The organism is Lysobacter rhizosphaerae (genome assembly GCF_054779795.1).
Map to the genome: position 1 here is coordinate 119,619 of NZ_BAAGXO010000011.1, position 26,076 is coordinate 145,694.

25 protein-coding genes and 1 tRNA gene are annotated in these 26,076 nt (G+C 66.5%); 18 read left to right on the forward strand and 8 right to left on the reverse strand.

What is annotated here, in order from left to right:
- Position 1: 1 nt before the first annotated feature.
- The 5 genes from lspA to radA all read left to right on the forward strand — a co-directional run bounded on the left by lspA (position 2) and on the right by radA (position 3,370).
- The gene (gene lspA, locus ACYVGE_RS15415) at positions 2-514 is read left to right on the forward strand and encodes a signal peptidase II (RefSeq protein ID WP_460730969.1); all 513 of its coding nucleotides are present in this window, start codon (positions 2-4) and stop codon (positions 512-514) included.
- Between the two features lie 9 nt (positions 515-523).
- Positions 524-1,474 (forward strand): 4-hydroxy-3-methylbut-2-enyl diphosphate reductase, encoded by a 951-nt coding sequence (gene ispH / locus ACYVGE_RS15420; protein ID WP_460730970.1) that lies wholly within the window; start codon positions 524-526, stop codon positions 1,472-1,474.
- Between the two features lie 37 nt (positions 1,475-1,511).
- Positions 1,512-1,587 (forward strand) — tRNA-Thr (locus ACYVGE_RS15425).
- 53 nt (positions 1,588-1,640) lie between these two features.
- Positions 1,641-1,901, forward strand: a complete 261-nt coding sequence (locus ACYVGE_RS15430; protein ID WP_460730971.1) for a hypothetical protein — start codon at positions 1,641-1,643, stop codon at positions 1,899-1,901.
- Positions 1,902-1,978: 77 nt separating this feature from the next.
- Entirely contained in the window at positions 1,979-3,370 is a 1,392-nt protein-coding gene (gene radA / locus ACYVGE_RS15435; RefSeq protein ID WP_460730972.1) for a DNA repair protein RadA, read from the forward strand.
- Between the two features lie 54 nt (positions 3,371-3,424).
- On the opposite strand, the gene ACYVGE_RS15440 is transcribed toward radA, so the two are convergent.
- The 5 genes from ACYVGE_RS15440 to ACYVGE_RS15460 form a co-directional block, all read right to left on the reverse strand.
- Complete coding sequence (locus ACYVGE_RS15440; protein WP_460730973.1) at positions 3,425-4,984, reverse strand: DHA2 family efflux MFS transporter permease subunit; 1,560 nt, start codon at positions 4,982-4,984, stop codon at positions 3,425-3,427.
- An 80-nt stretch (positions 4,985-5,064) separates the two neighbouring features.
- Entirely contained in the window at positions 5,065-6,246 is a 1,182-nt protein-coding gene (locus ACYVGE_RS15445; protein ID WP_460730974.1) for an efflux RND transporter periplasmic adaptor subunit, read from the reverse strand.
- On the reverse strand, positions 6,243-7,733 hold the full coding sequence (locus ACYVGE_RS15450) for an efflux transporter outer membrane subunit (protein ID WP_460730975.1): 1,491 nt from the start codon (positions 7,731-7,733) through the stop codon (positions 6,243-6,245). The genes ACYVGE_RS15445 and ACYVGE_RS15450 overlap by 4 nt, the downstream gene beginning before the upstream one ends.
- Before the next feature lies 1 nt (position 7,734).
- Positions 7,735-8,196 (reverse strand): MarR family winged helix-turn-helix transcriptional regulator, encoded by a 462-nt coding sequence (locus tag ACYVGE_RS15455; protein ID WP_460730976.1) that lies wholly within the window; start codon positions 8,194-8,196, stop codon positions 7,735-7,737.
- Between the two features lie 137 nt (positions 8,197-8,333).
- Positions 8,334-9,119: a cytochrome C assembly family protein gene (locus tag ACYVGE_RS15460; RefSeq protein WP_460730977.1), complete on the reverse strand. Its 786-nt coding sequence runs from the start codon at positions 9,117-9,119 to the stop codon at positions 8,334-8,336.
- Between the two features lie 119 nt (positions 9,120-9,238).
- Between ACYVGE_RS15460 and ffh the strand changes: the two genes are divergently transcribed.
- The 8 genes from ffh (at position 9,239) to ACYVGE_RS15500 (ending at position 15,088) form a co-directional block, all read left to right on the forward strand.
- On the forward strand, positions 9,239-10,606 hold the full coding sequence (ffh, locus tag ACYVGE_RS15465; protein WP_460730978.1) for a signal recognition particle protein: 1,368 nt from the start codon (positions 9,239-9,241) through the stop codon (positions 10,604-10,606).
- Positions 10,607-10,721: 115 nt separating this feature from the next.
- Complete coding sequence (locus tag ACYVGE_RS15470) at positions 10,722-11,255, forward strand: NAD(P)H-dependent oxidoreductase (protein WP_460730979.1); 534 nt, start codon at positions 10,722-10,724, stop codon at positions 11,253-11,255.
- A 201-nt stretch (positions 11,256-11,456) separates the two neighbouring features.
- Positions 11,457-11,711: a 30S ribosomal protein S16 gene (rpsP, locus tag ACYVGE_RS15475; RefSeq protein WP_457097316.1), complete on the forward strand. Its 255-nt coding sequence runs from the start codon at positions 11,457-11,459 to the stop codon at positions 11,709-11,711.
- Positions 11,712-11,769: 58 nt separating this feature from the next.
- Positions 11,770-12,288 (forward strand): ribosome maturation factor RimM, encoded by a 519-nt coding sequence (gene rimM / locus ACYVGE_RS15480; protein ID WP_460730980.1) that lies wholly within the window; start codon positions 11,770-11,772, stop codon positions 12,286-12,288.
- A 54-nt stretch (positions 12,289-12,342) separates the two neighbouring features.
- Complete coding sequence (gene trmD, locus ACYVGE_RS15485) at positions 12,343-13,104, forward strand: tRNA (guanosine(37)-N1)-methyltransferase TrmD (protein WP_460730981.1); 762 nt, start codon at positions 12,343-12,345, stop codon at positions 13,102-13,104.
- A gap of 228 nt (positions 13,105-13,332) precedes the next feature.
- A complete protein-coding gene (gene rplS / locus ACYVGE_RS15490; RefSeq protein ID WP_310053330.1) occupies positions 13,333-13,719 on the forward strand; it encodes a 50S ribosomal protein L19 in 387 nt (128 codons plus the stop codon).
- A 168-nt stretch (positions 13,720-13,887) separates the two neighbouring features.
- Positions 13,888-14,643: a Mut7-C RNAse domain-containing protein gene (locus ACYVGE_RS15495; RefSeq protein ID WP_460730982.1), complete on the forward strand. Its 756-nt coding sequence runs from the start codon at positions 13,888-13,890 to the stop codon at positions 14,641-14,643.
- Positions 14,644-14,668: 25 nt separating this feature from the next.
- Positions 14,669-15,088 carry an RNA-binding S4 domain-containing protein gene (locus tag ACYVGE_RS15500; RefSeq protein WP_460730983.1) on the forward strand — a complete coding sequence of 140 codons (420 nt, stop codon included), beginning with the start codon at positions 14,669-14,671 and terminating at the stop codon, positions 15,086-15,088.
- A gap of 40 nt (positions 15,089-15,128) precedes the next feature.
- On the opposite strand, the gene ACYVGE_RS15505 is transcribed toward ACYVGE_RS15500, so the two are convergent.
- The 3 genes from ACYVGE_RS15505 to mutS form a co-directional block, all read right to left on the reverse strand.
- The gene (locus ACYVGE_RS15505) at positions 15,129-15,731 is read right to left on the reverse strand and encodes a DUF937 domain-containing protein (RefSeq protein ID WP_460730984.1); all 603 of its coding nucleotides are present in this window, start codon (positions 15,729-15,731) and stop codon (positions 15,129-15,131) included.
- Between the two features lie 146 nt (positions 15,732-15,877).
- On the reverse strand, positions 15,878-17,380 hold the full coding sequence (locus ACYVGE_RS15510) for a catalase (RefSeq protein WP_460730985.1): 1,503 nt from the start codon (positions 17,378-17,380) through the stop codon (positions 15,878-15,880).
- A 107-nt stretch (positions 17,381-17,487) separates the two neighbouring features.
- Positions 17,488-20,088 carry a DNA mismatch repair protein MutS gene (mutS, locus tag ACYVGE_RS15515; RefSeq protein WP_460730986.1) on the reverse strand — a complete coding sequence of 867 codons (2,601 nt, stop codon included), beginning with the start codon at positions 20,086-20,088 and terminating at the stop codon, positions 17,488-17,490.
- Between the two features lie 168 nt (positions 20,089-20,256).
- On the opposite strand from mutS, the gene ACYVGE_RS15520 reads away from it, so the two are divergent.
- From ACYVGE_RS15520 to alaS, 5 genes are all read left to right on the forward strand, one after another.
- Positions 20,257-20,757: a CinA family protein gene (locus ACYVGE_RS15520; RefSeq protein WP_460730987.1), complete on the forward strand. Its 501-nt coding sequence runs from the start codon at positions 20,257-20,259 to the stop codon at positions 20,755-20,757.
- Positions 20,758-20,815: 58 nt separating this feature from the next.
- Positions 20,816-21,442, forward strand: coding sequence for a transcriptional repressor LexA (gene lexA / locus ACYVGE_RS15525; RefSeq protein ID WP_460730988.1), 627 nt, complete (start codon positions 20,816-20,818; stop codon positions 21,440-21,442).
- 175 nt (positions 21,443-21,617) lie between these two features.
- On the forward strand, positions 21,618-22,655 hold the full coding sequence (recA, locus tag ACYVGE_RS15530; protein ID WP_310053322.1) for a recombinase RecA: 1,038 nt from the start codon (positions 21,618-21,620) through the stop codon (positions 22,653-22,655).
- A 19-nt stretch (positions 22,656-22,674) separates the two neighbouring features.
- On the forward strand, positions 22,675-23,169 hold the full coding sequence (recX, locus tag ACYVGE_RS15535; protein WP_460730989.1) for a recombination regulator RecX: 495 nt from the start codon (positions 22,675-22,677) through the stop codon (positions 23,167-23,169).
- A gap of 167 nt (positions 23,170-23,336) precedes the next feature.
- Positions 23,337-26,000, forward strand: a complete 2,664-nt coding sequence (gene alaS, locus ACYVGE_RS15540) for an alanine--tRNA ligase (protein ID WP_460730990.1) — start codon at positions 23,337-23,339, stop codon at positions 25,998-26,000.
- The last annotated feature ends 76 nt before the right edge of the window (positions 26,001-26,076 follow it).

Genomic DNA, 26,076 nt, shown 5'->3' on the forward strand with positions numbered 1-26,076 from the left:
CATGTCCAATAGCAAACCCAATGCTCTTTCCTGGCTGCTGCTCTCCGTGGTCGTCATCGTGCTCGACCAGTGGAGCAAGAACTGGGTCGTGACTTCGCTGCCGGAGTTCACCGCGGTTCCCGTGATCGACGGCTTCTGGAACTGGTACCGCACCTACAACACCGGGGCGGCGTTCAGCTTCCTGAGCGATGCGGGCGGCTGGCAGAAATACCTCTTCACCGTGCTCGCCTTCGGCATCAGCGCCCTGCTGGGCTACTGGCTCGCGCGCACCCCGCGTCGCGAGTGGCGCACGGCCCTGCCTTACGCGCTGGTGATCGGCGGCGCCGTCGGCAACGTCATCGACCGGCTCATCCACGGCAAGGTGATCGACTTCATCCAGTGGTACTGGCGCGACCATTACTGGCCCGCCTTCAACATCGCCGACTCGGCCATCGTGGCCGGTGCGGTGGGCATCGCCCTGTTCGGCCTGGTGGGCGGCAGCAAGCGTTCCGCCGACGCCGGGCGCCGGGGTTAAAATCACCCCATGGACGTCCTGCTAGCCAATCCCCGCGGTTTCTGCGCCGGTGTCGACCGCGCCATCGAGATCGTCAAGCGCGCCCTGGAAACGCTGGGTGCCCCGATCTACGTGCGCCACGAAGTCGTACACAACCGTTTCGTCGTCGACGACCTCAAGCACCGCGGCGCGATCTTCGTCGAAGAGCTGCATGAAGTGCCCGACAACGCCACCGTGATCTTCAGCGCCCACGGCGTTTCGCAGGCGGTACGCAATGAAGCGGGGCGGCGCGGATTGAAGGTCTTCGACGCGACCTGCCCGCTGGTGACGAAGGTGCATCTCGAGGTCGCGCGCAATTGCCGCGCCGGCCGCGACGTGGTGCTGATTGGCCATGACGGCCATCCCGAAGTCGAAGGCACGATGGGGCAGTGGCGGCGGGAAGCGGGCCTGGGCCAGATCTACCTGGTCGAAGACATCGAGGATGTGCTCGCGCTCGAAGTCAGCCAACCCGACAACCTCGCCTACACGACCCAGACCACACTGTCGGTCGATGACACCCGTGCCGTGATCGAGGCATTGAAGGCCAAATACCCGGCGATCCAGGGGCCGAAGAACGACGATATCTGCTATGCCACCCAGAACCGGCAGGACGCCGTGCGCGAGCTCGCGGCGCAATGCGACCTGGTTCTGGTGGTCGGTTCGCCCAACAGTTCCAATTCCAACCGCCTGCGTGAACTTGCCGAGCGCGAGGGCGTCCAGGCCTACCTGATCGATGGCGCCATCGAGATCGACCCGCAGTGGGTGCAGGGCCGCAAGCGCATCGGCATCACGGCCGGCGCGTCCGCTCCGGAAGTGCTGGTGCGCGGCGTGATCGAGCGCCTGCGGGAACTGGGCGCCGCGCACGTCGCCGAACTTTCCGGCGAGCCGGAAGACATGGTTTTCGCCCTGCCCAAGGAGCTGCGGGTGCAGCTGGTCGATTGACCCTGCAGCGGCCCAAAGCCTACAATTCCGCCCCTTCGCCGGAATAGCTCAGTTGGTAGAGCGGCGCATTCGTAATGCGTAGGTCGCAGGTTCGACTCCTGTTTCCGGCACCACCCTCCGTGAAACGTGCCAAGATCGGTCGTGTGTCCCCCGGCCGAGGCTGCCCATGGACCCCATTTCCCTGGAAGACCTCGCCCTGCTCGAGGTACTTCAGCGCCTCGACCAGCGCGCCCCGCTGTCCGCGGCCGATACTGAAATGCAAAAGCGCCTGGTCGAGAGCGGACTCGTTGAGGAGGGTGGCGACGAGCCACACCTGACCGCGGCGGGAATCGAGCTGTGCAAATCGCTCCAGCACCGCGTGGCCGCGGATGCGGAGGCGGCGAAGATCCGCGAGCAGCGCGAGGCAGAAGACGCGCCGGAAAACTGAAGCCACCCGCAGCGGTCTCGCCGCGTGCGATGACAGCCGGATAGAGTAGTGCCACTTCCCAGTGGTACGACCCGGTAATGGCGAAAAGCTCCCTCAAGGCACGCACGGCCCATGTCTGCGGCGAATGCGGCGCGGACTACAACAAATGGCAGGGCCAGTGCGGCGAGTGCGGCGCCTGGAACACGTTGAGTGAAGTCGTCCTCGAAGCCGCGCCTGAGGCCAGGAGCGTGGCCGCGAGCCGGCGCAGTGGCTGGGCCGGCGCCAGCGAGGCGCCCAAGGTCACCGCGCTCCGGGACGTGCGGCATCACGAAGACGCGCGCGCTTCGACCGGCATCGGTGAGCTCGACCGGGTACTCGGCGGCGGCCTGGTGCACGGCTCGGTGGTGCTGGTGGGCGGCGATCCCGGCATCGGCAAGTCGACGCTGCTGCTTCAAGCGGTGACGAAACTGGCAGCGACGATGCCCGGCCTCTACGTCACCGGCGAGGAATCGCTGGCGCAGGTGGCGGGTCGCGCAGCGCGCCTGGGGCTGCCGCTGGACGGCGTGCATGCGTTGGCGGAAACCTGCGTCGAGCGCATCCTCGAACATGCCGCGGCGATGCGCCCGCATGTGATCGTCGCCGATTCGATACAGACGATCTGGACCGAATCGCTGACCGCGGCTCCCGGTTCGGTGAGCCAGGTGCGCGAATCCGCGGCCAGGCTGGTGCGTTTCGCCAAGGAAACCGGCACGGCCGTGTTCCTGGTGGGCCATGTGACCAAGGAGGGCGGCATCGCCGGCCCGCGCGTGCTCGAGCACATGGTCGATGCCGTGCTCTATTTCGAGGGCGAGAGCGGCAGCCGGTTCCGCGTGCTGCGCGCGTTCAAGAACCGCTTCGGTGCGGTCAATGAGCTGGGCGTGTTCGCCATGGGCGACAAGGGCCTGCGCGAAGTGCCCAACCCGTCCGCGATCTTCCTGTCCGGCAACAGCGTGCCGCAACCTGGCAGCTGCGTGATGGTCACGCGCGAAGGCACGCGGCCGCTGCTGGTCGAAGTGCAGGCGCTGGTGGATTCCTCGCCGCTGTCGAATCCACGCCGCGTCGCCGTCGGCATGGAAAGCAACCGCATGGCGATGCTGCTGGCGGTGCTGCACCGCCATGGCGGGATCGCGGTGGGCGACCAGGACGTGTTCGTGAACGTGGTGGGCGGCATTCGCGTGCAGGAAACCGCGGTCGACCTGCCGGTCCTGCTGGCCGTGCTGTCCTCGCTGCGCGACAGGCCGATGGCGGAGCAGACGATCGCGTTCGGCGAAGTGGGCCTGTCGGGCGAGATCCGGCCCGTGCCCAATGGCGAGGAGCGCCTGAAGGAAGCCGCTACCCATGGCTTCAAGCGCGCGATCGTGCCCAAGGCCAATGCGCCCAAGAGCGGGCGTGTCGGCGAGATGCAGGTGATCGGCGTGGAACGCCTCGCGGAGGCGTTGGAGCACGCTTGATCAAGACGCCTGATCGAAGGCGCGCTTGATGGAAGGCGTGCCTGCGAGCGGCGATCAGTGGCCGCCGGCGGCTTCCGGGCCCGCCTTCGCAACGAATGGCGGCTTGGCAACCCATACGAATGCGATCACCACCAGGAAGATGATGCCGAGCAGGTGGAAGATTTCGTTGAAGCCGATCTGCGCGGCCTGGTTGGAAATCATGCGTTCGAGCACGAAGGCGCCGCGCTGGAGGTCGCCGCCCCCCAGGCGCGTGACCGTTTCGATCGTGTTCGGATCGGTCGCCGCCAGTTTTTCGGTGAGATGCGCGTGGTGCACCGCGCCGCGTTCGGACCACGCATAGCCCGTCAATGACGCGGCGAAGCTGCCGCCCAATGTGCGCATGAATGTCGCCAGCCCCGACCCGGCCGCGATCTCATGCGGTTGCAGGTCCGACAGCAGGATCTGCAGCACCGGCATGAAGAAGAGCGCCACGCCGAAGCCCTGGAACAACTGCACCAGCGCGATATGGCGGAAGTCGACGTCGAGGTTGAATCCCGAGCGCATGAAACTGGTGGCCGACATCGCGATGAAGGCGATGGTGGCCAGCATGCGCAGGTCGAACTTGTGTGCATAGCGCCCGACAAAGGGAGTCAGGATCACCGGCAGGACGCCGATCGGAGCCGTGGCAAAGCCCGCCCAGATGGGGGTGAACCCCAGGTTGCGTTGCAGCCATAGCGGCACCAGGATGCCGACGCTGAAGAACGCGGCATACGCGACCACCATCGCCGCCGTGCCCGCGCTGAAGTTGCGATGGCGGAACAGGCGCAGGTTGACGATCGGGTCCTTGTCGGTGAGTTCCCAGATCACGAACACCGCCAGCGCGATCGACGAGATGATGGCGAGCCACACGATCAGCTGCGAGCGGAACCAGTCCTCGTCATTGCCCAGGTCGAGCAGTACCTGCAGCGCGCCGACACCGATCACCAGGGTGATCAGGCCGACGTAGTCCATCTTCGGCTTCTCCAGCCGCTCCGGGCGGCCGCGCAGCTGCCGGCCGACGATGAAACTGGAGAACAGGCCGATCGGCACGTTGATGAAGAAAATCCATTCCCAACTGTAGTTGTCGGTGATCCACCCGCCCAGGATCGGCCCGGCGATCGGCGCGACCACCGTCACCATCGCCAGCAGCGCGATCGCCTGTCCGCGTTTGTGCGCTGGATAGATCGAGATCAGCAGCGCCTGCGTGATCGGATACATCGGGCCAGCGACGAATCCCTGCAGCGCGCGTGCCGCCACGAGCAGGCCCATGCTGCTGGCCAGGCCGCACAGCAGGGAGGCGATGACGAACAGGAACGTTGCCCATATGAACAGCTTGCGTTCGCCGAAGTGGCGGGTCAGCCATCCGGTGAGCGGCAACGCGATCGCATTGCTGACGGCGAAGGACGTGATGACCCACGTTGCCTGGTTGGCGCTGCCGCCGAGGTTGCCGGAGATCGTCGGCAGGGACACATTCGCGATTGTCAGGTCCAGCACCTGCATGAACGACGCCAGCGCCAGGCCGAGAGTGGTCAGCGCTATGTTGGGCGGCCGGAAACCATTGGCGGGTGCCGGATTGGCGGGGGCGGGGGACGACATGCGGGTGTTGCCTCGAAGCGGCTTTACCACGCCCGCGGCCGTGCCGCGGGAGCATCAGTGTTTCGTGCGATGCGCGAGCGTCAGCCGTGGCCTTGCGCCAGGTTCTCGCGGACGATTTTCTGGATCAGCGCGTCGGCGTCGGCCAACTGCTTCGCATAGGCCTGGGTGGTGAGCACGGGCTTTTCCTGCGGCACGGTGGCCAGCACGGCGCCGCCCTGGTCGCGCAGCAATACGTCGGCGTGCATGCTCAAGCCGATCCGCAGCGGATGCGCGAGCAGCTGCCTGCGATCGATTTCGATCCGCACCGGCACACGCTGCACGATCTTGATCCAGTTGCCGCTGGCGTTCTGCGCCGGCAGCAGGGCGAAGGCGCTGCCGGTGCCGAGGCCGAGGCTGGCGAGCTTGCCATCGAATTCCACGTCGTCGCCGTAGAGGTCGGAATGCAGCTTGACCGGCTGGCCGATGCGCATCTTCGCCAGCTGCGTTTCCTTGAAGTTGGCTTCGACCCAGACCTGTTCCAGCGGAACGATCGTCATCATCGTGGTGCCCGGTTGCACGCGCTGGCCCAGCTGCACGCTGCGCTTGGCGACATGGCCCGACACCGGCGCGACGATCGCCATGCGCTGCGCGTTGAGATACGCCTGGCGCAGCTGCGCGGCGGCGGCCTCGACCTGCGGCTGGTCGATCACGGTGGTGGCATCGACGAGGGCGCGATTGCGCGAGAGGTTCTCGCCCGAGGCGGCCAACGCCGCCTCTGCGGCGGTCAGTTCATCGCGCACGTGGGCAAGCTCTTCCGCGGACACCGCGCCGGTAGCGACCAGGCCTTCGCGACGCTGCACGTCGGCGCGTGCCTTCTCGACCGACACGCGGCGCGCGGCGAGATCGGCCTGCCCGGCTTCGACGGTGCTGTACAGGCCACGCACCTGGCGCACGGTGTTGGCGAGGTTGGCGACGGCCTGCTGGTAGGCGACTTGCGCGTCGTTCGGGTCGAGCTGCACCAGCACCTGGCCGGCATCGACCTTCATGCCGTCATCGGCCGCGATGCTGACCACGGTACCGGCGGCCTGCGGCGTGATCGCGACGACGTTGCCCTGCGCGTAGGCATCGTCGGTGCTTTCATGCCAGCGCCCGACCAGCAGGTACCACAAGGCCCATGCGATGCCGGCGACGACGACCACGGTGGCCAGGATCATCAGGGCGCGCTTGCGCTTGCTCGTCGGCGGTTGCGCCGCAGCGGCTTGGGGATTGATTTCGGTAGTCATGGCGTGGGGGCCTGGGTGATGTCGTTGTCGTTGGTGTTCTGGGCGGCGACGGATGGGGGCGCCGCGAATTCGAGGCCGCCGCCGAGCGCGCGATCGAGGTCGATAGAAGTACCCAGGCGTTGCGCATGCAATGCGGCGATCAGTTGATCGAGCTGCAGCAACGGGCGCTGCGCGGTGAGCACATCCAGCTGCGTGCCGAGCCCGGCCTTGTACCGTGCGGTGGCGAGCTCCCATGCCGCCTGCGCGGAATCGCGCGCGCGGTTGGCCGACGCGATCTGCGCGTCGAGCGAGCGCGCTCCCTGCAACGCATCGGCGACCTCGCGCAGCGCACCGATCAGTGCCTGGTTGTAGTTGGCGACAGCGAGGTCGTATTCCGCATCGCTCTTCGCCAGATTGTTGCGAAGGCGGCCGCCGTCGAAGATCGGCAGGCTGATGGCCGGGCCGCCCGACGCAATCAGGGCATCGCTGGAGAAAAGGTCCGACAGGTTGCCGCCGGCGAGGCCGACCAGCGCCGTCAGGTTCACGGTCGGATAGAACTCGGCCTTGCTCGCCTTGATGCCATGGCGCGCTGCTTCCACGCGCCAGCGTGCCGCCACCACATCCGGGCGATGGCCCAGCAGTTCGCTCTGCACCACGGCCGGAACACCAGGCACCGGCGCGGAAAGCAACGCAGGCTTGGCGATCTGGAGGCCGCGATCCGGTCCCTGGCCGAGCAACGCAGCGATCGCATTGCGTGCCGCATCGATCTGCTGCTGCGCCGCCTGTTCCTGCTGCTGCGCGCTGGCCACGGCGGTTTCGGCGTTGCGGATCTGCAACTGGTTGTCGAGGCCCGCCTTGACGCGCTGGCGGCCGAGGTCCAGCAGTTGCGATGCGCGCTGCTCGTCGGCGTGTGCGACCTCGGCGGCGTCGTGCGCCTGTGCCAGCGCGACGTAGGCGCGCGCGATGTTCGAAGACAGCATCAGCCGCGCGGCCTGGGCGTCGACTTCGGCTGCGCGCGCCTGGCCCAGTGCGGCCTGGGTGCGGGCGCGGTGCCCGCCCCAGAGATCGGGGCTGTAGGCGAACTGCAGGCCGATCAGCGTCACGCCCAGGTAGTCGCCACCGAGTGGGGGGCGGGCGACGGTTTCGGGAATCTGCACGCCCGAATACAGCGCGGTCGCGCCGAGGGTGGGCTTGCCCGCGGCGTCGGCCAGGCCCGCCTGCGCGATGGCCTGGCGAACGCGCGCGTCGGCGGCATCCAGCGAAGGCGTGCCGACGAGTGCTTCCGTGATCAGGTCATCGAGCTGTGCATCGCCGAACGCCTTCCACCAGTCGCGCTGCGGAAATCCCGCGTCCGACGTGCCGGCCAGGCTGCGGGATGCAGCCAGCGAATCGGCATTCAATGGCTGGCCTTCGGGTTCGAGTCCGCGCGAGCTTGCGCAGGCGGCGACCAACAGGGTCAGCGCCAGCGCAAGCGGGGCCCGCATCCGGCGGGTGGAGGGAAGGGACATGTCAGCGTTCCGAAGATGAAAGGTTGTCGCGGATCTGCGTCAACAGGCGAATCAGCGTTTCGCTATCCGCATCGCTCATGCCACGGGTTACGCGTTCGCGCACGCCCTGGCCGCAATGGTTGATGTCGTTCCAGGTCGCAACGCCGGCCTCCGTGAGGTGGATGCGCAGCGCGCGGCGATCGTTCGGATCGGCGACACGGGCGACGATGCCGCGCTGCTCGAGCTTGTCCAGCAAGCGGGTCATGGCACCCGGATTCAACTGGGCGACGCCGGCGAGGTCAGTGACGCTGGCGCTGCCGTCGGCCAGATGCTTCAGGGTGATGTACTGGCTGAAGTTGAGTTCGTGGCCGGCGGCGCGCAGGTCGGCTTCCATCTGGGTCCAGAAAGCCGCGCGGATTTCGCGCAGCAACAGGGCCAGCGTCGAACCGCCCCAAGGGGGCGACGGGGGGGTGGGGGTATTCATGGGGGGGCAAATATGCTGATCAGTGCAATATTTGTCAATGCAAGCATTGTTGCCCCGGTGGAACGCAGACACCCCTCCGATGGCCCATTCAGCTAATCCCCATCCCGGGGACGAGGCCCGCGGCGGCAAGGCCCGAGTCAGCTGCGCCCGAGGATCAGCTCCAGCACGAACTTGCTGCCGAAGAAGGCGAGCACCAGCAACGCCATCGCGGTCAGCGTCCAGCGCACCGCCGTGGCGCCGCGCCAACCGCGCCGCCAGCGTCCGAGCAGCAGGGCACCGAATGCCAGCCAGGACAGCACGCTCAGCACCGTCTTGTGCACCAGGTGCTGGGCAAACAGGTTCTCGACGAAGAGCACGCCGGTCAGCAACGTGGCCGTGAGCAGGATGAAGCCCACGGTGATCGTGCGGAACAGCAGGCTTTCGAGTTCCACCAGCGGTGGCAGCGCCCGCAGCCAGCCGTGGAATTCGCGGCGACGCAGCGCGCGCTCCTGCAACCACGATGTGATTGCCAGCAGGGCGGCAATGGCGAGGGTCGCGTAAGCGAGCAGGGCGCACCAGGCATGCAATTGCAGGCGCCAATCCAGCGCTTCCGCGTTTACGTGGCCGTGCTGTGCGTACGCGTACAAGGTCGCCGCGGCGATGGGGAACACCACGACGCCCAGCGCCGCCAGGCGCCCGGTCGCGCCATACAGCGTCGTCATCGTCGCCATGCCGAGCCCGACCAGGGACAGAGCCGCGAAGAAGTGCAGGTCCGCGCCGCCGGCCATGCGCCAGGTCATGGCGTGCGCCATGAAATGCAGGACGACCGCCGGCAGGGCAGGGATCACCCAGCGCAAGCCATGACCTCGTTCCTGCCGCAGTTGTGAGACCAGCAAGCCCGCGGCGACGAGGTAAAGAACGATGGCGATGAGAACGATTGTCATCGCCGGAGTGTCGCATACAGGCGGGTTCAGCGACTGCGCCCTGGTCCCGGCATCGGGCTCGCGCCTGCAGCCCGTATAATTCGCGCCCGTTTTCGGTTTTCCGCACGCAGGCTGCCCGCATGTTCGAATCCCTCACCCAGCGACTCTCCGGCACCATCGACCGCCTGCGCGGCCGCGGGCGCCTGACCGAGGAGAACATCCGCGAAGCCACGCGCGAAGTGCGCATCGCGCTGCTCGAAGCCGACGTCGCGCTGCCGGTGGTGCAGGCGCTGATCGAGCGCATCAAGGTGCGCGCGGTCGGGCAGGAAGTGTTGAAGTCGCTTTCGCCCGGCCAGGCCTTGATCAAGGTCGTGCGTGACGAGCTCACCGCGGTCATGGGCTCGACCGCCAGCGACCTCAACCTCAATGTGCCGGCGCCCGCCGTGATCCTGATGGCCGGCCTGCAGGGTGCGGGCAAGACCACCACCGTCGCCAAGCTCGCCAAGCACCTCAAGGAAAAGCGCAAGAAGAAGGTGATGGTGGTCTCGGCGGACGTGTACCGCCCGGCTGCCATCGAGCAGCTGAAGACGCTGGCGCAGCAGGTCGACGTGCTGTTCTTCCCGTCGAGCGCCGACCAGAAGCCCGAGGCGATCGTGAAGGCCGCGATCGAAGATGCGCGCAAGTCGTATGTCGACGTGCTGATCGTCGACACCGCCGGCCGCACCTCGATCGATGAAGCCATGATGGCCGAGATCAAGGCCCTGCACGGCGCGGTGAATCCAGTCGAGACCCTGTTCGTGGTCGACTCGATGACCGGCCAGGACGCGGCCGTCACCGCCAAGCATTTCGCCGAAGCGTTGCCCCTCACCGGCGTGGTGCTGACCAAGACCGATGGCGATGCACGCGGCGGCGCCGCGCTGTCGGTCCGCTACATCACCCACAAGCCGATCAAGTTCATCGGCGTGGGTGAGAAGCCCGACGGCCTCGATGTGTTCCATCCCGACCGCATCGCCAGCCGCATCCTCGACATGGGCGACGTGCTGTCGCTGGTCGAGCAGGTCGAGCAGCAGGTCGACAAGGACAAGGCGCAGAAGCTTGCGGAGAAGGTTGCCAAGGGCAAGCGGTTCAATCTCAACGACCTGAAGGACCAGCTCGAGCAGATGCAGAACATGGGCGGCATCCATGGCCTGATGGACAAGCTGCCGGGCATGGGACAGGTTCCGGATTCGGTCAAGAACCAGGTCACCGGCAAGGAAGTGCCACGCATGGTCGCCATCATCAATTCGATGACGGCCAAGGAACGCCGCAATCCCGACCTGCTCAATGGCTCGCGTCGCGCCCGCATCGCCAAGGGCGCCGGCCTCACCCCGGCCGACGTGAACAAGCTGATGAAGCAGTATCAGCAGATGGAAAAGATGATGAGCAAGCTCTCCGGCGGCGGCATGAAGGGCCTGATGCGCGGGATGAAGGGCATGATGGGCGGGCGCGGCGGGATGCCGTTCCGCTGATCGAGTGCGCGCCATTCGATGGCGTGACGCAGTGGAATGATGTGTGCCGTCGCCAACGGCGGCACGCCGCGGAGTTTGGCCTAGAGTTCGGGCGTCTCCTCGCGGCGAGTACGTCATGTCCGCTACCAGTCACAACGTCTTGTTCCTGCTCGGCAGCGCTCGCGAAGGCGGCAATGCCCAGTTCCTCGCTCAGCGCATGGCCGCAGCGCTGCCGGCATCGGCGAGCCATCGCACCCTGCATCTGGATGACTATCCGTTGCCGGCGTTCCGCGATATTCGCCATTCCGTCGGCCTCTATCCGTCGCCGCAGGGGAACGAATGGGTGCTCGCCGAAGCGACCCTGGACGCCTCCGACATAGTCATTGCCGCGCCGCTGTACTGGTACAGCGTGCCCGCCAGCGTGAAGTTGTACTTCGATTACTGGAGCGCGTGGCTGCGCGTGCCCGGCCTGGATTTCAAGCAGCAGATGGCGGGCAAGCGCCTGCACGCAGTCTGTGTGGTAAGCGACGAGGACTTCAGCGTGGCCGAGCCCTTCGCGCGGATGCTGGAACTCAGCGCCGGCTACATGGGCATGGAGTGGCGGGGCATGCTGACCGGGTACGGCAACCGGCCGGGCGGCCCAGGATGCCGAGGCCGTGGCCCGGGCTGAGCGGTTCGTGCTGGCCGGTTGATCGGGCGGCTCCGAGGCGGCCCAAAGGCGCTGGACGCCGCTTTTTCAGGCCCGGGGCGGCGCGGATGCCCCCTGGCGCGCCATTTTTTGGGGTGGCGCGGTTTCCTTGGCCGAATCAATGGCTTACAATTATCGGCTTACCCTGCCATTCCGGCAGCTGGGCAACACCGAGAAACTGCAATGGTCAAGATTCGCCTTACCCGTGGCGGCGCCAAGAAGCGCCCCTTCTACCACATCATCGTCACCGACAGCCGCAGCGCCCGTGACGGCCGCAACATCGAGCGCGTGGGTTACTACAACCCGGTCGCGCAGGGTGCGGAAAAGCGCGTCGAGCTCGACCTCGAGCGCGTCAAGCATTGGGTTTCCAAGGGTGCGCAGCTGACCGACAAGGTCGCCGTGCTCTACAAGGAAGCCGGCAAGGCCGTCTCGGCCTGATTGCCTGCCGCGCGCGAGTCCTTCACGCGCGGCCACGCTTTCAAACAGCGCGTTCGCAATGAACAACGATCAAGGGCGCCGCATCCTGTTGGGCAGGGTGGCCGGCGCCTTTGGCGTTCGTGGCGAGGCGAAACTCGAGTCCTGGACCGAGCCGCGCGCCGCCATCTTCCGCTACCAGCCGTGGATCCTGCGCGACCCGCAGGGTAACGAGCGCGAACTGCGCGGCGTGCGCGGCAAGGAAAGCGGCAAGAGCATCGTCGCCACGTTCCCTGACGTGACCGACCGCGACGCCATCGATGCGATGCGCGGCACCGAGATCTATGTTCCCCGCTCTGCCTTGCCGCCACCGAGCCCCGGCGAGTACTACTGGGTCGACCTGGAAGGCCTGCGTGTCGTGAACGTGGAGGGTGTCGACTTCGGCACCGTGTCGCATCTGTTCGCCACCGGCGCCAACGACGTGCTGGTCGCGCGCGATGGCGAGCGCGAACGCCTGATTCCCTTCATGCAACCCCAGTACGTGACTGGCGTCGACTTCGATGCCGGCGTGGTGACGGTGGACTGGGATCCCGAGTTCTAGAATCCGCACCACCGGCGGCAGCCACGCTGCATGCCGCCAGCCTCCAGGATGGCCATGCGCATCGACGTCATCACCCTGTTTCCCGATTTCATCGCGCAATGCGCCGCGTTTGGCGTTACCGGCCGGGCGGGCGAACGCGGCCTGTTGTCGCTGCACGGCTGGAATCCGCGCGATTACGCCGAAGGCAACTATCGGCGTGTCGACGAACGCCCGTTCGGTGGCGGCCCCGGCATGGTCATGCTCATCGATCCGCTGCGTGCGGCAATCGAAGCGGCGCGCGCAGCCGATCCGGCGCCCGCCAAGGTCATTTACCTCACTCCCCAAGGCGCGCCGCTGACGCAGGCCAAGGCGCGTGAGCTTGCCGCACGCGAGCGGGTGATCCTGCTGTGTGGCCGCTACGAAGGCATCGATGAGCGCCTGATCGAAGCCGAGGTCGACGAGGAGCTCTCGATCGGTGACTACGTCCTGTCGGGCGGCGAACTGGCGGCGGCGGTGGTGGTCGATGCCGTGGCCCGGCTGCAGGAGGGGGCGCTCCGCGACGCCGAGTCCGCCGAGCAGGACAGTTTCGAAGGCGGTGTGCTGGACTGTCCGCACTACACCCGCCCCGTGGAGCATGAGCTGGGCCGGGTCCCGGACGTCCTGCTGTCGGGCAACCATGCCGAAATCGCCCGCTGGCGCCGGAAGGAATCCCTGGGCCGGACCTGGCAGCGGCGTCCCGACTTGCTGGACGAATCGGCGCTGACCAAGGCCGATCACAAGCTTCTGGACGAATATCGCGCCCGTTTCGCCGAAGTTGGCGATGATTCCGACGGCTGATTCCTGGGGTTCGGCCGCAAGAGCCGGTTCCGGGAGGGCTTTCCGGATCCGCCACGCGACCAGCCACCGCGGAGCGGTCCCTTGCGCGGCGGGCCATGGAGGGCGCTAACCATTTGCCCCGCAAGGAAAAGTTCCGCTAAAATACGCGGCTTGCTCCACCCAGCTTCACCGATGCCAGACGCGGGTCCACGTGCACTCGCGCTACAACTAATCCAACAGGCCATAGCCATGAACAAGCCCTCGCTCCATACACTCCTGCAGAATTTCGAAGCCGAACAGGTGCAGCGCAAGCTGCCGGATTTCGGCCCGGGCGACACCATCGTCGTCAACGTGAAGGTCAAGGAAGGCAACCGCGAGCGCGTCCAGGCCTATGAAGGCGTGGTGATCGGCACCAAGAATGCCGGTCTGAACTCCTCCTTCACCGTGCGCAAGATCTCGCACGGCTATGGCGTCGAGCGCGTGTTCCAGACCCACAGCGCGATCATCGACTCGGTCGAAGTGAAGCGCCGCGGCAAGGTCCGCGCCGGCAAGCTGTATTACCTGCGTGGCCTGGAAGGCAAGAAGGCCCGCATCAAGGAAGACCTGGCCGCCTACGCCAAGGCCAAGGCCCAGTAATCAGCGCAACACGAGCGCGCAAGCGCCGCGACGGCCGCCCCTCATCGGGCGGCCGTTTGCTTTTGGGCGGGTGGAACGTCGACCGTGTTGTCGTATTGGCAAAAGGTGCGCGTCGGACTACGCGCTGCGGCGTAAGCTCGGCCCGTTGGCGGCAAGGGCAAGACGGAAATGGCGAGCGCGCTGCACCAGTGCGAATTCCGCTTCTACGAGGAGCTGGGCGACTTCCTGCCGCCGGAACGGCGCAAGTGCAGTTTCATCCACCAGTTCCACGGCACACCTGCGGTCAAGGACCGGATCGAGGCATTGGGCGTGCCGCACACCGAGGTCGACCTGATCCTGGTAGACGGACTGTCCGTCGGTTTCATGCACAAGCTGAGGGGCGGCGAGCGGGTAGCGGTCTACCCGATGTTCGAAGGCTTCGAGCTCGGCGCCTTCTCGCGCCTGCGGCCACAGCCCCTGCGCGAACCTCGGTTCGTGCTCGACGTGCATCTCGGCCGGCTTGCGGCCTATCTGCGCCTGCTCGGATTCGACTGTCTCTATCGCAACGATTACGGCGATGAGGAACTGTTGTCGATCTCCCGGGAGCAGCATCGCATCCTGCTCAGCCGCGATACCGGCCTGCTGAAGCGGGCAGCGCTGACCCACGGTGCATTCCTGCATGCCACGGATCCCCGCCGCCAATTGCGCGAGGTGTGCGACCGCTTCCAGCTTGATGCGCGGATCGCGCCCTTCACCCGCTGCGCGCGCTGCAACGGCGCGGTCGAACCCTTGCGCGACGGAGTTGCGCCATTCATCGCGCACAGCAGCATCACGCATTCTCCTGGCGGCTTCAGCCAGTGCCAGGGTTGCGGCCAGCTGTACTGGCCAGGCAGCCACCTCACGCGCCTGCGGCAGCGGCTGGCGGAGGTTGGCGTATCGATCTGAGGCTTCGCGATAAAATCGCGCCGTGATGAAACATCCCACGCTAGCGTCCGACGAATCCCGCGACAGCGTGCGGCTCGACCTGTGGTTGTGGGCGGCCCGCTTCTTCAAAACACGCGCACTGGCCAAGCAGGCCATCGAAACCGGCAAGATCGAGATCGGCGGGCAGCGTGCCAAGCCCGCGCGCGGGGTGCGTGTCGCCGATGCGCTGAGGATCGAGCGCGGCGAGGAAGTCTTCGAGATCGAAGTCCGCGCGCTCAGCGATGTGCGCGGCCCGGCGAGCATCGCGCAGGCGCTGTATGCCGAAACAGAGGCATCGCGCCTTGGTCGCGAGTCCGCTCGCGCGGCGCGCGCCGCAGAGCGCGCAGGTTACCGCGCGCCTGAAAGCAAACCGGACAAGCGGGCGCGCCGCCTGATCCGGGCGCTGGGCGATATCGACGCCACCTAGTTGGACACCGCGCGGAGCAGGCGCAGGGCGGTCGATGGCATCAACGGCGTCCGCCGCCCAATACCGATCCCGCGAGCCCGATCAGATCCGAGAAATCCGTATCGCCGTCGCCATCACGATCCAGTACCGCGCCAAGCAGCCCGCCACCGAGACCGCCCTGCTGGCGGATCTGCTCGTGCTCGTCGCCGAGTGCCTGGCCGAGTGCCTGCGGCGTCGTTGCGTTGCCTTGCGAGAACATGCGCTTGGCGAGGTAGGCGAGCACGATCGGTGCCAGCATCTTCAGCAACGTGTTTGCCTGTGCACCACCCAGTCCGGTAGCCGCGCCCAGTCCCTGCGCCGCATTGTTCTGGCGGGCGCCGAAAATGTGGCCGAGGATTTCCGGTCCCTGGCCGCCACCGCCCATTACCGTGCCAAGCACGCTGCCCAGGTCGAGTCCGGCGTGGTCACGCTGTAGTGCGCCGAACAGTGCTTCCGCTCCCTGCGGCTGGCGGGCGTTGCTCCCAAGCGCGCCAAGCAGCAATGGCAGTGCCGCGGACACGGCATCGCTTGCCTGCGGTTGCGACAGCCCCAGTTGCTGGCCGATCTGGGCCAGTTGCGGTCCCTGCAGCTGGTTGAGCAGATCGTCGGTAAGCGTGGCGTTCATGGCGGTGCTCCCTTGGGTGAGCAAACGATGCTAGTCCTGTTCAACCGTCGTGACGAGTTGATGTGTGCGAACGGCGCGTTCGCCAGGAAGGCACTGCCCGGCCTTGCTTTCGCCGGGCATTGCCTCTTGCCAAGGACGTGGCCTGTTCAGCCCGCGCCGGCCTGCTCGCGCTCCCCCGGGGTCACGGTGATATCCAGTCCAAGCGCCTTGGCCACGCCCGCGCCATAGGCCCGATCGGCCCTGGTGCAGTTGCCGATGTGCCGGCGTTTGATGAACTCCGGCGCATCGCCCATCGCGCGCGCGGTGTTGTCGAACAGCACCTGTTGCTGGGCTGGTGTCATGAGGCGGAACAGATCGCCCGGCTGCTGGTAGTAGTCGGCGTCATCCTCGCGGAAGTTCCAGAAATCCCCGTCGCCGTTGATCTTCAGCGGCGGTTCGCGGTACTCGGGCTGTTCCTGCCATTGGCCGAAGCTGTTGGGCTCGTAGTGCAGCGTCCCACCGTAGTTGCCGTCGACGCGCATCGCGCCGTCGCGGTGGTTGCTGTGAACCGGACAACGTGCGGCATTGACCGGGATCTGGTGGTGGTTCACGCCCAGCCGGTAACGCTGCGCATCGGAGTACGCGAACAGTCGCGCCTGCAGCATCTTGTCGGGCGAAACACTGATGCCGGGCACGAGGTTGTTCGGCGCGAAGGCGCTCTGCTCGACGTCGGCGAAGAAATTTTCCGGATTACGGTTCAACTCCATCACGCCGACTTCGATCAGCGGATAGTCCTTCTTCGGCCAGATCTTGGTCAGGTCGAAGGGATGGTAGGGCACCTTTTCCGCATCGGTCTCCGGCATGACCTGTATGTACAGGGTCCACTTCGGGAAATCGCCGCGTTCGATCGCGTCGAACAGGTCGCGCTGGTGGCTCTCGCGATCCCGCCCAATCAGTTCCGCGGCTTCGGCGTCGGTCAGGTTCCGGATGCCTTGTTGCGTCTTGATGTGGAACTTGACCCAGAACCGCTCGTTGCCGGCGTTGATGAAGCTGTAGGTGTGCGAACCGAACCCGTGCATGTGCCGGTAACTCGCGGGAATGCCGCGGTCGCTCATGACGATGGTGACCTGGTGCAGCGCCTCGGGCAGGCTGGTCCAGAAATCCCAGTTGTTGGTCGCGCTGCGCAGGTTGGTCTTCGGGTCGCGCTTCACGGCCTTGTTGAGGTCGGGGAACTTGCGCGGGTCGCGCAGGAAGAACACCGGCGTGTTGTTGCCGACCAGGTCCCAGTTGCCTTCCTCGGTGTAGAACTTCAGCGCGAAGCCGCGGATGTCGCGTTCTGCATCGGCCGCACCGCGTTCACCGGCGACCGTGGTGAAGCGCGCGAACATCTCTGTCTGCTTTCCCACCGCGCTGAAGATCTTCGCGCGCGTGTAGCGGGTGATGTCGTTGGTGACGGTAAAGGTGCCGAATGCGCCGGAGCCCTTCGCATGCATGCGGCGCTCGGGAATGATCTCGCGGTTGAGGTTGGCGAGCTTTTCGATCAGCCAGACGTCCTGCATGAGCAGCGGGCCGCGCGGGCCGGCGGTCATGCTGTTCTGGTTGTCGACGACCGGGGCACCAAAGGCAGTCGTCAGCGGGCACTTCTTGGGCGGGTCGGAAGGCTTGTTCATCGCGGGCTCCTGCGGGGTCGGGGGAACCCCGACCTTAGGCCCGTGCCAGTGACAAATGAAATCGATTGTTCCAACCAAGCCGATAGCGGTGGGCTATCGACTGGCGCTCAACCGAGAGCCTTGAGGCGGTACAGGGCTTCCAGCGCCTGCTTGGGCGTGAGTTCGTCGGGATCGATGGACGCCAGGGCATCCAGCGCCGCCGAACCGGGCGAGAACAGGCCGAACTGCTGCGGCTGGTCCAGCGCGACCGGCGTGAGCGGCGGCACCGGGACATCGCGCTGCTGTTGCTCCAGTTCCGCCAGCCGCCCGCGTGCCTGCCTGACCACCGACTTGGGCAGGCCGGCGAGGGCGGCGACCTGCAGGCCGAAGCTGCGGTCGGCGGGACCGTCCTTCACCGCGTGCATGAACACGAGGGCATCGCCGTGTTCGACCGCGTCGAGGTGCACGTTGGCGATGCCGCTGCCCGGCTCGGCGAGCGCGGTGAGTTCGAAGTAGTGCGTGGCGAACAGCGTGTACGCGCGATTGCCATGCGCGAGATGGCGCGCGCAGGCATCGGCGAGGGCGAGGCCGTCATAAGTCGACGTGCCGCGGCCGATCTCGTCCATCAGCACCAGCGACTGTGCAGTCGCGTGGTGCAGGATGTAGCTGGTCTCGCTCATCTCGACCATGAAGGTCGATTGTCCGCGCGCGAGGTCGTCGCCGGCGCCGATGCGGGTGAGGATGCGGTCGATCGGGCCCAGCACCGCGCGCGACGCCGGCACGAACGCGCCGATATGCGCGAGCAGGACGATCAGCGCGTTCTGCCGCATGTACGTCGACTTGCCGCCCATGTTCGGCCCGGTGATGACCAGCATGCGCCGGTCCTCGTGCAGCACGAGGTCGTTGGGCTCGAACGGCTCGCTGCGCACGGCTTCCACGACTGGATGGCGGCCCCGTTCGATGCGGATGCCGGCTTCGTCCACGAGCTCCGGTTGCGACCAGTCCAGGCCCTGCGCGCGTTCGGCGAAGCAGGCCAGCACGTCCAGCTCCGACAGCGCCGCGGCGCAATGCTTGAGTGGCTCCAGGCGTTCGTTCAGTGCATCCAGCAACTGCTCGTACAGCAGCCGTTCGCGGGCGAGGGAACGTTCGCGCGCGGACAGCACTTTGTCCTCGAACTGCTTCAGTTCCTCGGTGATGTAGCGCTCGGCGCCGGTCAGCGTCTGTCGGCGCGAATAGTGCACGGGCGCCTTGTCGCTCTGGCCCTTGCTGATCTCGATGTAATAGCCGTGCACGCGGTTGTAGCCGACCTTGAGCGTGGCGATGCCGGTGGCGGCGCGCTCGCGCGCCTCGAGGTCGATCAGGAACTGGTCGGCATTGGTCGACAGGGTGCGCAGTTCGTCCAGCTCTGCGTCATGACCTTCGGCGAAGATGCCGCCGTCGCGCGCCAGCACCGGCGGCTGCGGCACGATCGCCGACGCCAGCAGGTGCGCATGCGCGTCGTGTTCGCCAAGTTCGCTGGCCAGCTGGGCGAGGCGCGGTGAATCCAGCGGCTGCAGCTGCGTGCGCACGGCTGGCAGCAATCCGAGGCCATCGCGCAATGTGGAGAGGTCGCGTGGCCGCGCCGAACGCAGTGCGATGCGCGAGAGGATGCGCTCGAGATCGCCGAGCGCGCGGAAGGTCTCGCGCATGCGCTCGGCCACGCCGGAGTCGACGAGCGTGGCCACGGCCTGGTGGCGCAGGCGCAGCGTGGAACGGTCGCGCAAGGGGCGGTGCAGCCAGCGGCGCAGCAGGCGGCCGCCCATAGGCGTGATCGTCGAATCCAGCACGCCGAGCAGGGTAGTGCGGGTGTCGCCGTCGACACGACTGTCGAGTTCCAGGTGCCGGCGGGTGGCGGCATTCATCGCGATCGCGCCGTCACCGGATTCGACGGCGATCGAAGTGAGGTGCGGCAGGCGCTGCTTCTGGGTTTCCTCGACATATCCGAGCAGGGCCGCTGCGGCGGCGATGGCCAGCGGCTTGTCGTCGATGCCGAAACCCGACAGGTCGTGCAGCCCGAAGGAGCGCAGCAGCTGGCGGCGGCCGCTGTCGGCATCGAACAGCCATGGCGCGCGCCGGCGCACGCCATTGCGGGTCGCGGCGAAGGCGGGCCAGCCGTCCTCGTCGGCGATGAGCGTTTCGGCCGGTTCCAGGCGAGCGAGTTCGGCTTCCAGTGCGTCTTCGTTGCCGACTTCGTTCACCAGCAGGCGGCCGGCGGCGAGGTCCGCCCAGGCCACGCCGTAACCGTTCTTGCCGCGCGCGATGGCAAGCAGCAGGGTGTCGCGGCGTTCGTTGAGCAGGGCCTCGTCGGTGACGGTGCCCGGCGTGACGATGCGGACGACCTTGCGCTCGACCAGTCCCTTCGATAGCGCCGGATCGCCGATCTGTTCGCAGATCGCGACCGATTCGCCCAGGGCGACGAGGCGCGCGAGATAACCCTCGCAGGCATGATGCGGCACCCCGGCCATGGGGATCGGCTGGCCTGCGGAGGAACCGCGCTGGGTCAGGGTGATGTCGAGCAGGCGCGCGGCCTTGCGGGCGTCGTCGTAGAACAGCTCGTAGAAGTCGCCCATGCGGAAGAACAGCAGCACGTCCGGGTGCTCTGCCTTGGCGGCGAAGAACTGCTTCATCAGCGGGGTGTGTTCGGGCGCGGGGCCAGGTGAATTGCCGTGCATGTGGGGCTTGCTGTCCATCGATTCCGGGCGCGGGCGGCGCGTGCAATGCGCGACATGATGACAGCCGCGGGTGGGGAGTTGTGGGCGGGCCCGCGTAACCTTCCGCGTTGCCTGTCGTGTTCGAGGCGACGGCCTGCCGGTTCGGCGGGCCGCCGGCTTTTCCGGCCTCGCCGTTATAGTGCGCGCATGAGCGAAACCACGTCCGACGCCAGCCTGCAGCAACTCGCGCACCGACTCGGCGCCGCCGCGCAGGCGGGCCACCACATGCTGGTCACCGCGGAAAGTTGCACCGGCGGCTGGATCGCCAAGGTGTTGACCGACATCGCGGGCTCTTCGGCCTGGTTCGAATGCGGGATCGCGGCGTACAGCTACGAATCCAAGCAGGCCCTGCTCGGGGTTCGCCCCGAGACGCTGGAACACCACGGCGCCGTCAGCCGTGAAACGGTGCTGGAAATGGTGTCGGGCGCGCTCGTGCACTCCGGTGCGACGCTGTCCGTGGCGGTTACCGGTATCGCCGGCCCTTCCGGCGGCACCGTGGGCAAGCCGGTCGGCACGGTCTGGATCGCCTGGAAGCGGCGCGGCGGCTATGCCACCGCCGAAGTCTTCCACTTCGATGGCGACCGCGAGGCCGTGCGGCGGCGGACGGTGGAAGCCGCCCTGCAGGGGCTGATGCGCCTGGTGGGATAAGCGCCCGAGGCTCTGGGGGCTTGCATTTCGAAAAAGTTCGTTAGTAGTATTGCTACTAATGAACCTGACCGACACCCAGCGCGCCATCCTGGCGCTCATCACCGAGCGGATCGAGAGCGAGGGCGTGCCCCCGTCGCAGACCGAAATCGCGTCGGCCTTCGGTTTCAGCAGCGTCCGCGCGGCGCAGTACCACCTGGAAGCCCTCGAACGGGCAGGGGCCATCCAGCGCGTCCCGGGTCAGGCCCGCGGCATCCGCCTGGTCCAGGCGCAGGGGCGTCCTGCAGCGAACGACGACGCCCTGCGGCTGCCCGTGCTCGGTCGTGTCGCAGCAGGCGCTCCCATAGGCTCCGGCGCAGGCCTCGAGCCCGACGACTACGTCCTGCTGGACAAGAACTTCTTCGCGCCGGCTCCGGACTACCTGCTCAAGGTCAAGGGCGATTCGATGCGCGACGAGGGCATTTTCGATGGCGACCTCATCGGCGTGCACCGCACAGCCGACGCTCGCAGCGGTCAGATCGTGGTCGCGCGCATCGACGACGAGGTCACCGTGAAGCTGCTGAAGATCGGCAAGGACCGTATCCGCCTGCTGCCACGCAATCCCGATTACGCACCGATCGAGGTGCTGCCGGACCAGGACTTCGCCATCGAGGGCTTGTATTGCGGCCTGGTGAGGCCCAACCGGTGAGTGCGGCCATGGGCGCGGACTTCCCCTACCTGGATCTGCGCCGTTTGCCGCTTTCCCTCTTCTCCGCGTCCCGGCAAAACTTTTCTGCACGCGGTCCGCGGCGTCTCAGTCTCTGCGATACGCCCCGACTAACCTGATGCCAACGCACACAAACACGAACCAAGGAACCGCCACGATGGATGAGAACAAGAAGCGCGCCCTCACGGCCGCCCTGGGCCAGATCGAAAAGCAGTACGGCAAGGGCGCGGTCATGCGCATGGGCGACCAGGTGGCCGAACCGGCCGAGGTCATCGGCACCGGCTCGTTGATGCTGGACATCGCGCTGGGCATCGGCGGCCTGCCCAAGGGCCGCGTGGTGGAGATCTACGGTCCGGAATCCTCGGGCAAGACCACCCTGACCCTGCAGACCATCGCGCAGTGCCAGAAGGCCGGCGGCACCTGCGCCTTCGTGGATGCCGAGCACGCGCTCGACCCGACCTACGCCGCCAAGCTCGGCGTCAACGTCGATGACCTGCTGGTCAGCCAGCCCGACACCGGCGAGCAGGCGCTGGAAATCGCCGACATGCTGGTGCGTTCCAACGCCGTCGACATGGTGGTGATCGACTCGGTCGCCGCGCTCACTCCCAAGGCTGAAATCGAAGGCGAGATGGGCGACCAGCTCCCCGGCCTGCAGGCGCGCCTGATGAGCCAGGCCCTGCGCAAGCTCACCGGCAACATCAAGCGCAGCAACTGCATGGTGATCTTCATCAACCAGCTGCGCATGAAGATCGGCATCATGATGCCCGGGCAGAGTCCGGAAACCACGACCGGCGGCAACGCGCTCAAGTTCTATGCCTCGGTGCGCCTGGATATCCGCCGGATCGGTTCGGTGAAGAAGGGCGACGAGATCGTCGGCAACCAGACCCGCATCAAGGTGGTCAAGAACAAGATGGCGCCGCCGTTCAAGCAGGTCGTCACCGAGATCCTGTACGGCGAAGGCATCTCGCGCGAAGGCGAGCTCATCGACATGGGCGTGGAGGCCAAGCTGGTCGAGAAGTCGGGCGCCTGGTACGGCTACAACGGCGAGCGCATCGGCCAGGGCAAGGAAAACGCACGTCAGTTCCTCAAGGACAACCCGCATCTCGCCGTGCAGCTGGAAGCCGCCCTGCGCGAGAAGTTCAAGCCGGCCGAGGCGCGTCGCGACGAAGCCGCGGAAGAAGCCCGCGACGACTGAGCATTGCAGGGCCGCTCGCGTGGATGAGGCGACGCTCGACGTCGAACCAGAGCCCAGTCGCCGCAAGGCGAGGGAGCTCAGCGTCACGCAGCGTGCCTTGGGTCTGCTGACCCGCCGCGAGCACTCCCGGAAGGAATTGACCCGCAAGCTCACTTCGCGCGGCATGGAAGCCGCCGAAGTGGAAGTCGCGGTGGCGAACCTGGCGCGTGATGGCTGGCAGGACGACGGCCGCTTCGCTGAAAGCCTGGTTCGTGCCCGTAGCTCGGGCGGGTACGGCCCAGCTCGGGTCCGTGCGGAGCTAGCCACCCACGGCCTCGACCGCGAGGCCATCGCCGCCGCCTTGGACACTTTCAATGGCGACTGGGCCGAAATCGCCTCCGACCTCGTCCGTCGGCGCTACGGCCCAGTCGCCGCCCTCGACCTGAACCAGCGGCGCAAGGCCGCGGATTTCCTGCTTCGGCGCGGATTCGATTCCGCCAGCATTCGCGCGGCCACGCGCTCCGACCTCGACTAAGGGCGTTACGGGCACAAGCCCGAGGTCCCGCGCAGCCTGTAGCGGCCGCGCCGCCCCTGTTACGCTAGAAAGCTTTCCTGTTGGGTTGCCTGCTCGGTCTTCCGCCGCCATCTTTGGCCGGAAGGCAGCCGCCGCGACCTGCCCAGTCCCTTTCAAGCGTGCCAGGCATGAATACCCCTCGCCAGATCAGTACCACCGAAATCCGCCGCGATTTCCTCGAATTCTTCCGCTCCAAGGGCCATGCCGTGGTCCCCTCGAGTTCGCTTGTGCCCGGGAACGACCCGACCCTGCTGTTCACCAACGCCGGCATGGTCCAGTTCAAGGACGTCTTCCTCGGTGCCGAGAAGCGCAGTTACTCCCGCGCCGTCAGTTCGCAGCGTTGCGTTCGCGCCGGCGGCAAGCACAACGACCTCGACCAGGTCGGCTACACCGCCCGTCATCACACCTTCTTCGAGATGCTAGGGAACTTCAGCTTCGGCGACTACTTCAAGAAGGATGCGATCGTCTGGGCCTGGGAGCTGTTGACCGACACGTGGAAGCTGCCGAAGGAGAAGCTGCTCGTCACGATCTACCACACCGACGACGAAGCCTTCGAGATATGGAACCAGGTGGTCGGTCTGCCGCCCGAGCGCATCATCCGCATCGGCGACAACAAGGGCGCGCCGTACGCATCGGACAACTTCTGGCAGATGGCCGATACGGGTCCCTGCGGTCCATGCACTGAAATTTTCTTCGATCACGGCGCGCACATCGCCGGCGGCCCTCCGGGCTCGCCGGATGAAGACGGCGATCGCTTCATCGAGATTTGGAACAACGTCTTCATGCAGTTCGATCGCCAGCCCGACGGCACGCTGCTGCCGCTGCCGGCACCGTGCGTCGATACGGGCATGGGCCTGGAGCGCATTTCGGCCGTGCTCCAGCACGTGCACAGCAACTATGAAATCGATCTGTTCCAGCACCTGATCAAGGCGGCCGCCGCGATCACCGGCACGGGCGACCTCGAACACAAGTCGCTGCGCGTCATCGCCGACCACGTCCGGGCCTGCAGCTTCCTCATCGTCGACGGAGTACTGCCGAGCAATGAAGGCCGTGGCTACGTGTTGCGACGGATCATCCGCCGCGCTGTGCGCCATTTCTGGAAGCTGGGTGCATTGAGCACCCAAGGAAGCTTCTGGTGGATGGTGGCGCCGCTGATCGACGTCATGGGCGATGCCTATCCGGAACTCGTGCAGAAGCGCGAGCTGGTCGAACGCGCACTCAAGGCCGAGGAAGCCGCTTTCTCGCAGACGCTCGATGCCGGCATGCAACGCCTGGAGTCCTACCTGGCGCAGAGCAATGGCGTGATCGACGGCGAACAGCTGTTCCAGCTGCACGACACCTACGGCTGTCCGCCCGACCTGGTTGCCGACATCCTGCGCGAGAAAGGCACCGAACTCTCGCCGGCGGCGATGGCCGATTACGAGCGCCTGATGGAACAGCAGCGCGAACGCGCACGCGCCGCCGGCAAGTTCGGCGGCGGTTCGGCCTTGCCGGCCGAGCTCATCGCACAGCTGAAGCCGACCGAGTTCGCCGGTTACGAGAACCTCGAGGCCGGCGGCTTGGTGGTCGTCGCGCTGCTCAAGGACGGCAAGCCGGTTGACGCGATCGGTGCGGGTGACGAAGCAATCGTCTTCCTCGACAAGACGCCGTTCTATGCCGAAAGCGGCGGTCAGGTGGGCGACACCGGCCAGCTGGCGGAGCAGGGCGTGATGTTCGCGGTCAACGATACGCAGAAGTTCGCGGGCCAGTTCCATGGACATGTGGGCACGTTGACCGCGGGCATGCTCAAGCGGGGAGACCATCTGGTCGCTGCCGTGGACCATGGACGCCGCGCGGCGACGGTTCTCAACCACAGCGCGACCCACCTGCTGCACGCGGCACTCCGCAACATACTGGGCACGCATGTAACCCAGAAGGGCTCGCTGGTCGCGCCGGAGCGCCTGCGTTTCGACTTCGCGCATTTCCAGCCGGTCACGGCCGCGGAACTTGCGCAGATAGAACGCCAGGTCAACGCCGAAGTACGGCGCAACCATGCCGCCGAAGTGCACCACATGGATATGCAGGAAGCGCTGGATTTCGGCGCGATGGCTTTGTTCGGCGAGAAGTACGGCGAACGCGTGCGCGTGCTGCGCATGGGCGACACTTCGACGGAGCTTTGCGGCGGCACGCATGTGACCCGCACCGGCGATATCGGCCTGTTCAAGATCGTGTCCGAGGGCGGTGTCTCGGCCGGCGTGCGCCGCATCGAGGCTCTGACCGGACAGGGCGCGCTGGACTATGTGGCCGAGGAGGAACGCCGCCTCGACGAGGCCGCCAACATGCTGGGCGGCAACGCGGCGGACGTGAACGAGAAGCTGCGTGCATTGCTTGACCGGCAGAAAAAACTCGAGCGCGAGCTCGAATCGCTGAAGGCCAAGGCGGCTTCCGGTGCCACGGCGGATCTGGCCGGTTCCGCGGTCGACGTCCGTGGTGTGAAGGTAGTGGCATCCCGGCTGGAGGGATTCGACGCAAAGGCGCTGCGGGATGCGGTCGACCGCCTCAAGCAGCAACTCGGCAATGCCGTGGTCCTGCTCGCCGGAGCCAATGGCGGCAAGGCCGCGTTGATTGCCGGGGTCAGCGACTCCCTCACTGGCAAGGTCAAGGCAGGGGAGCTACTGTCCCACGTAGCCGCACAGATCAATGGCAAGGGCGGCGGTCGCCCGGACATGGCGCAGGGCGGCGGCGACGACGGCCCGGCGCTACAACAGGCACTGTCCAGCGTCACGGACTGGGTAGCGCAAAAACTGGCATGATTCTGAACGTGGTATGTGACAGGGGGACGCTGAACTTCTGGGCCGCACCGCGGTCCACAGAACGCCGGCGTTTGTT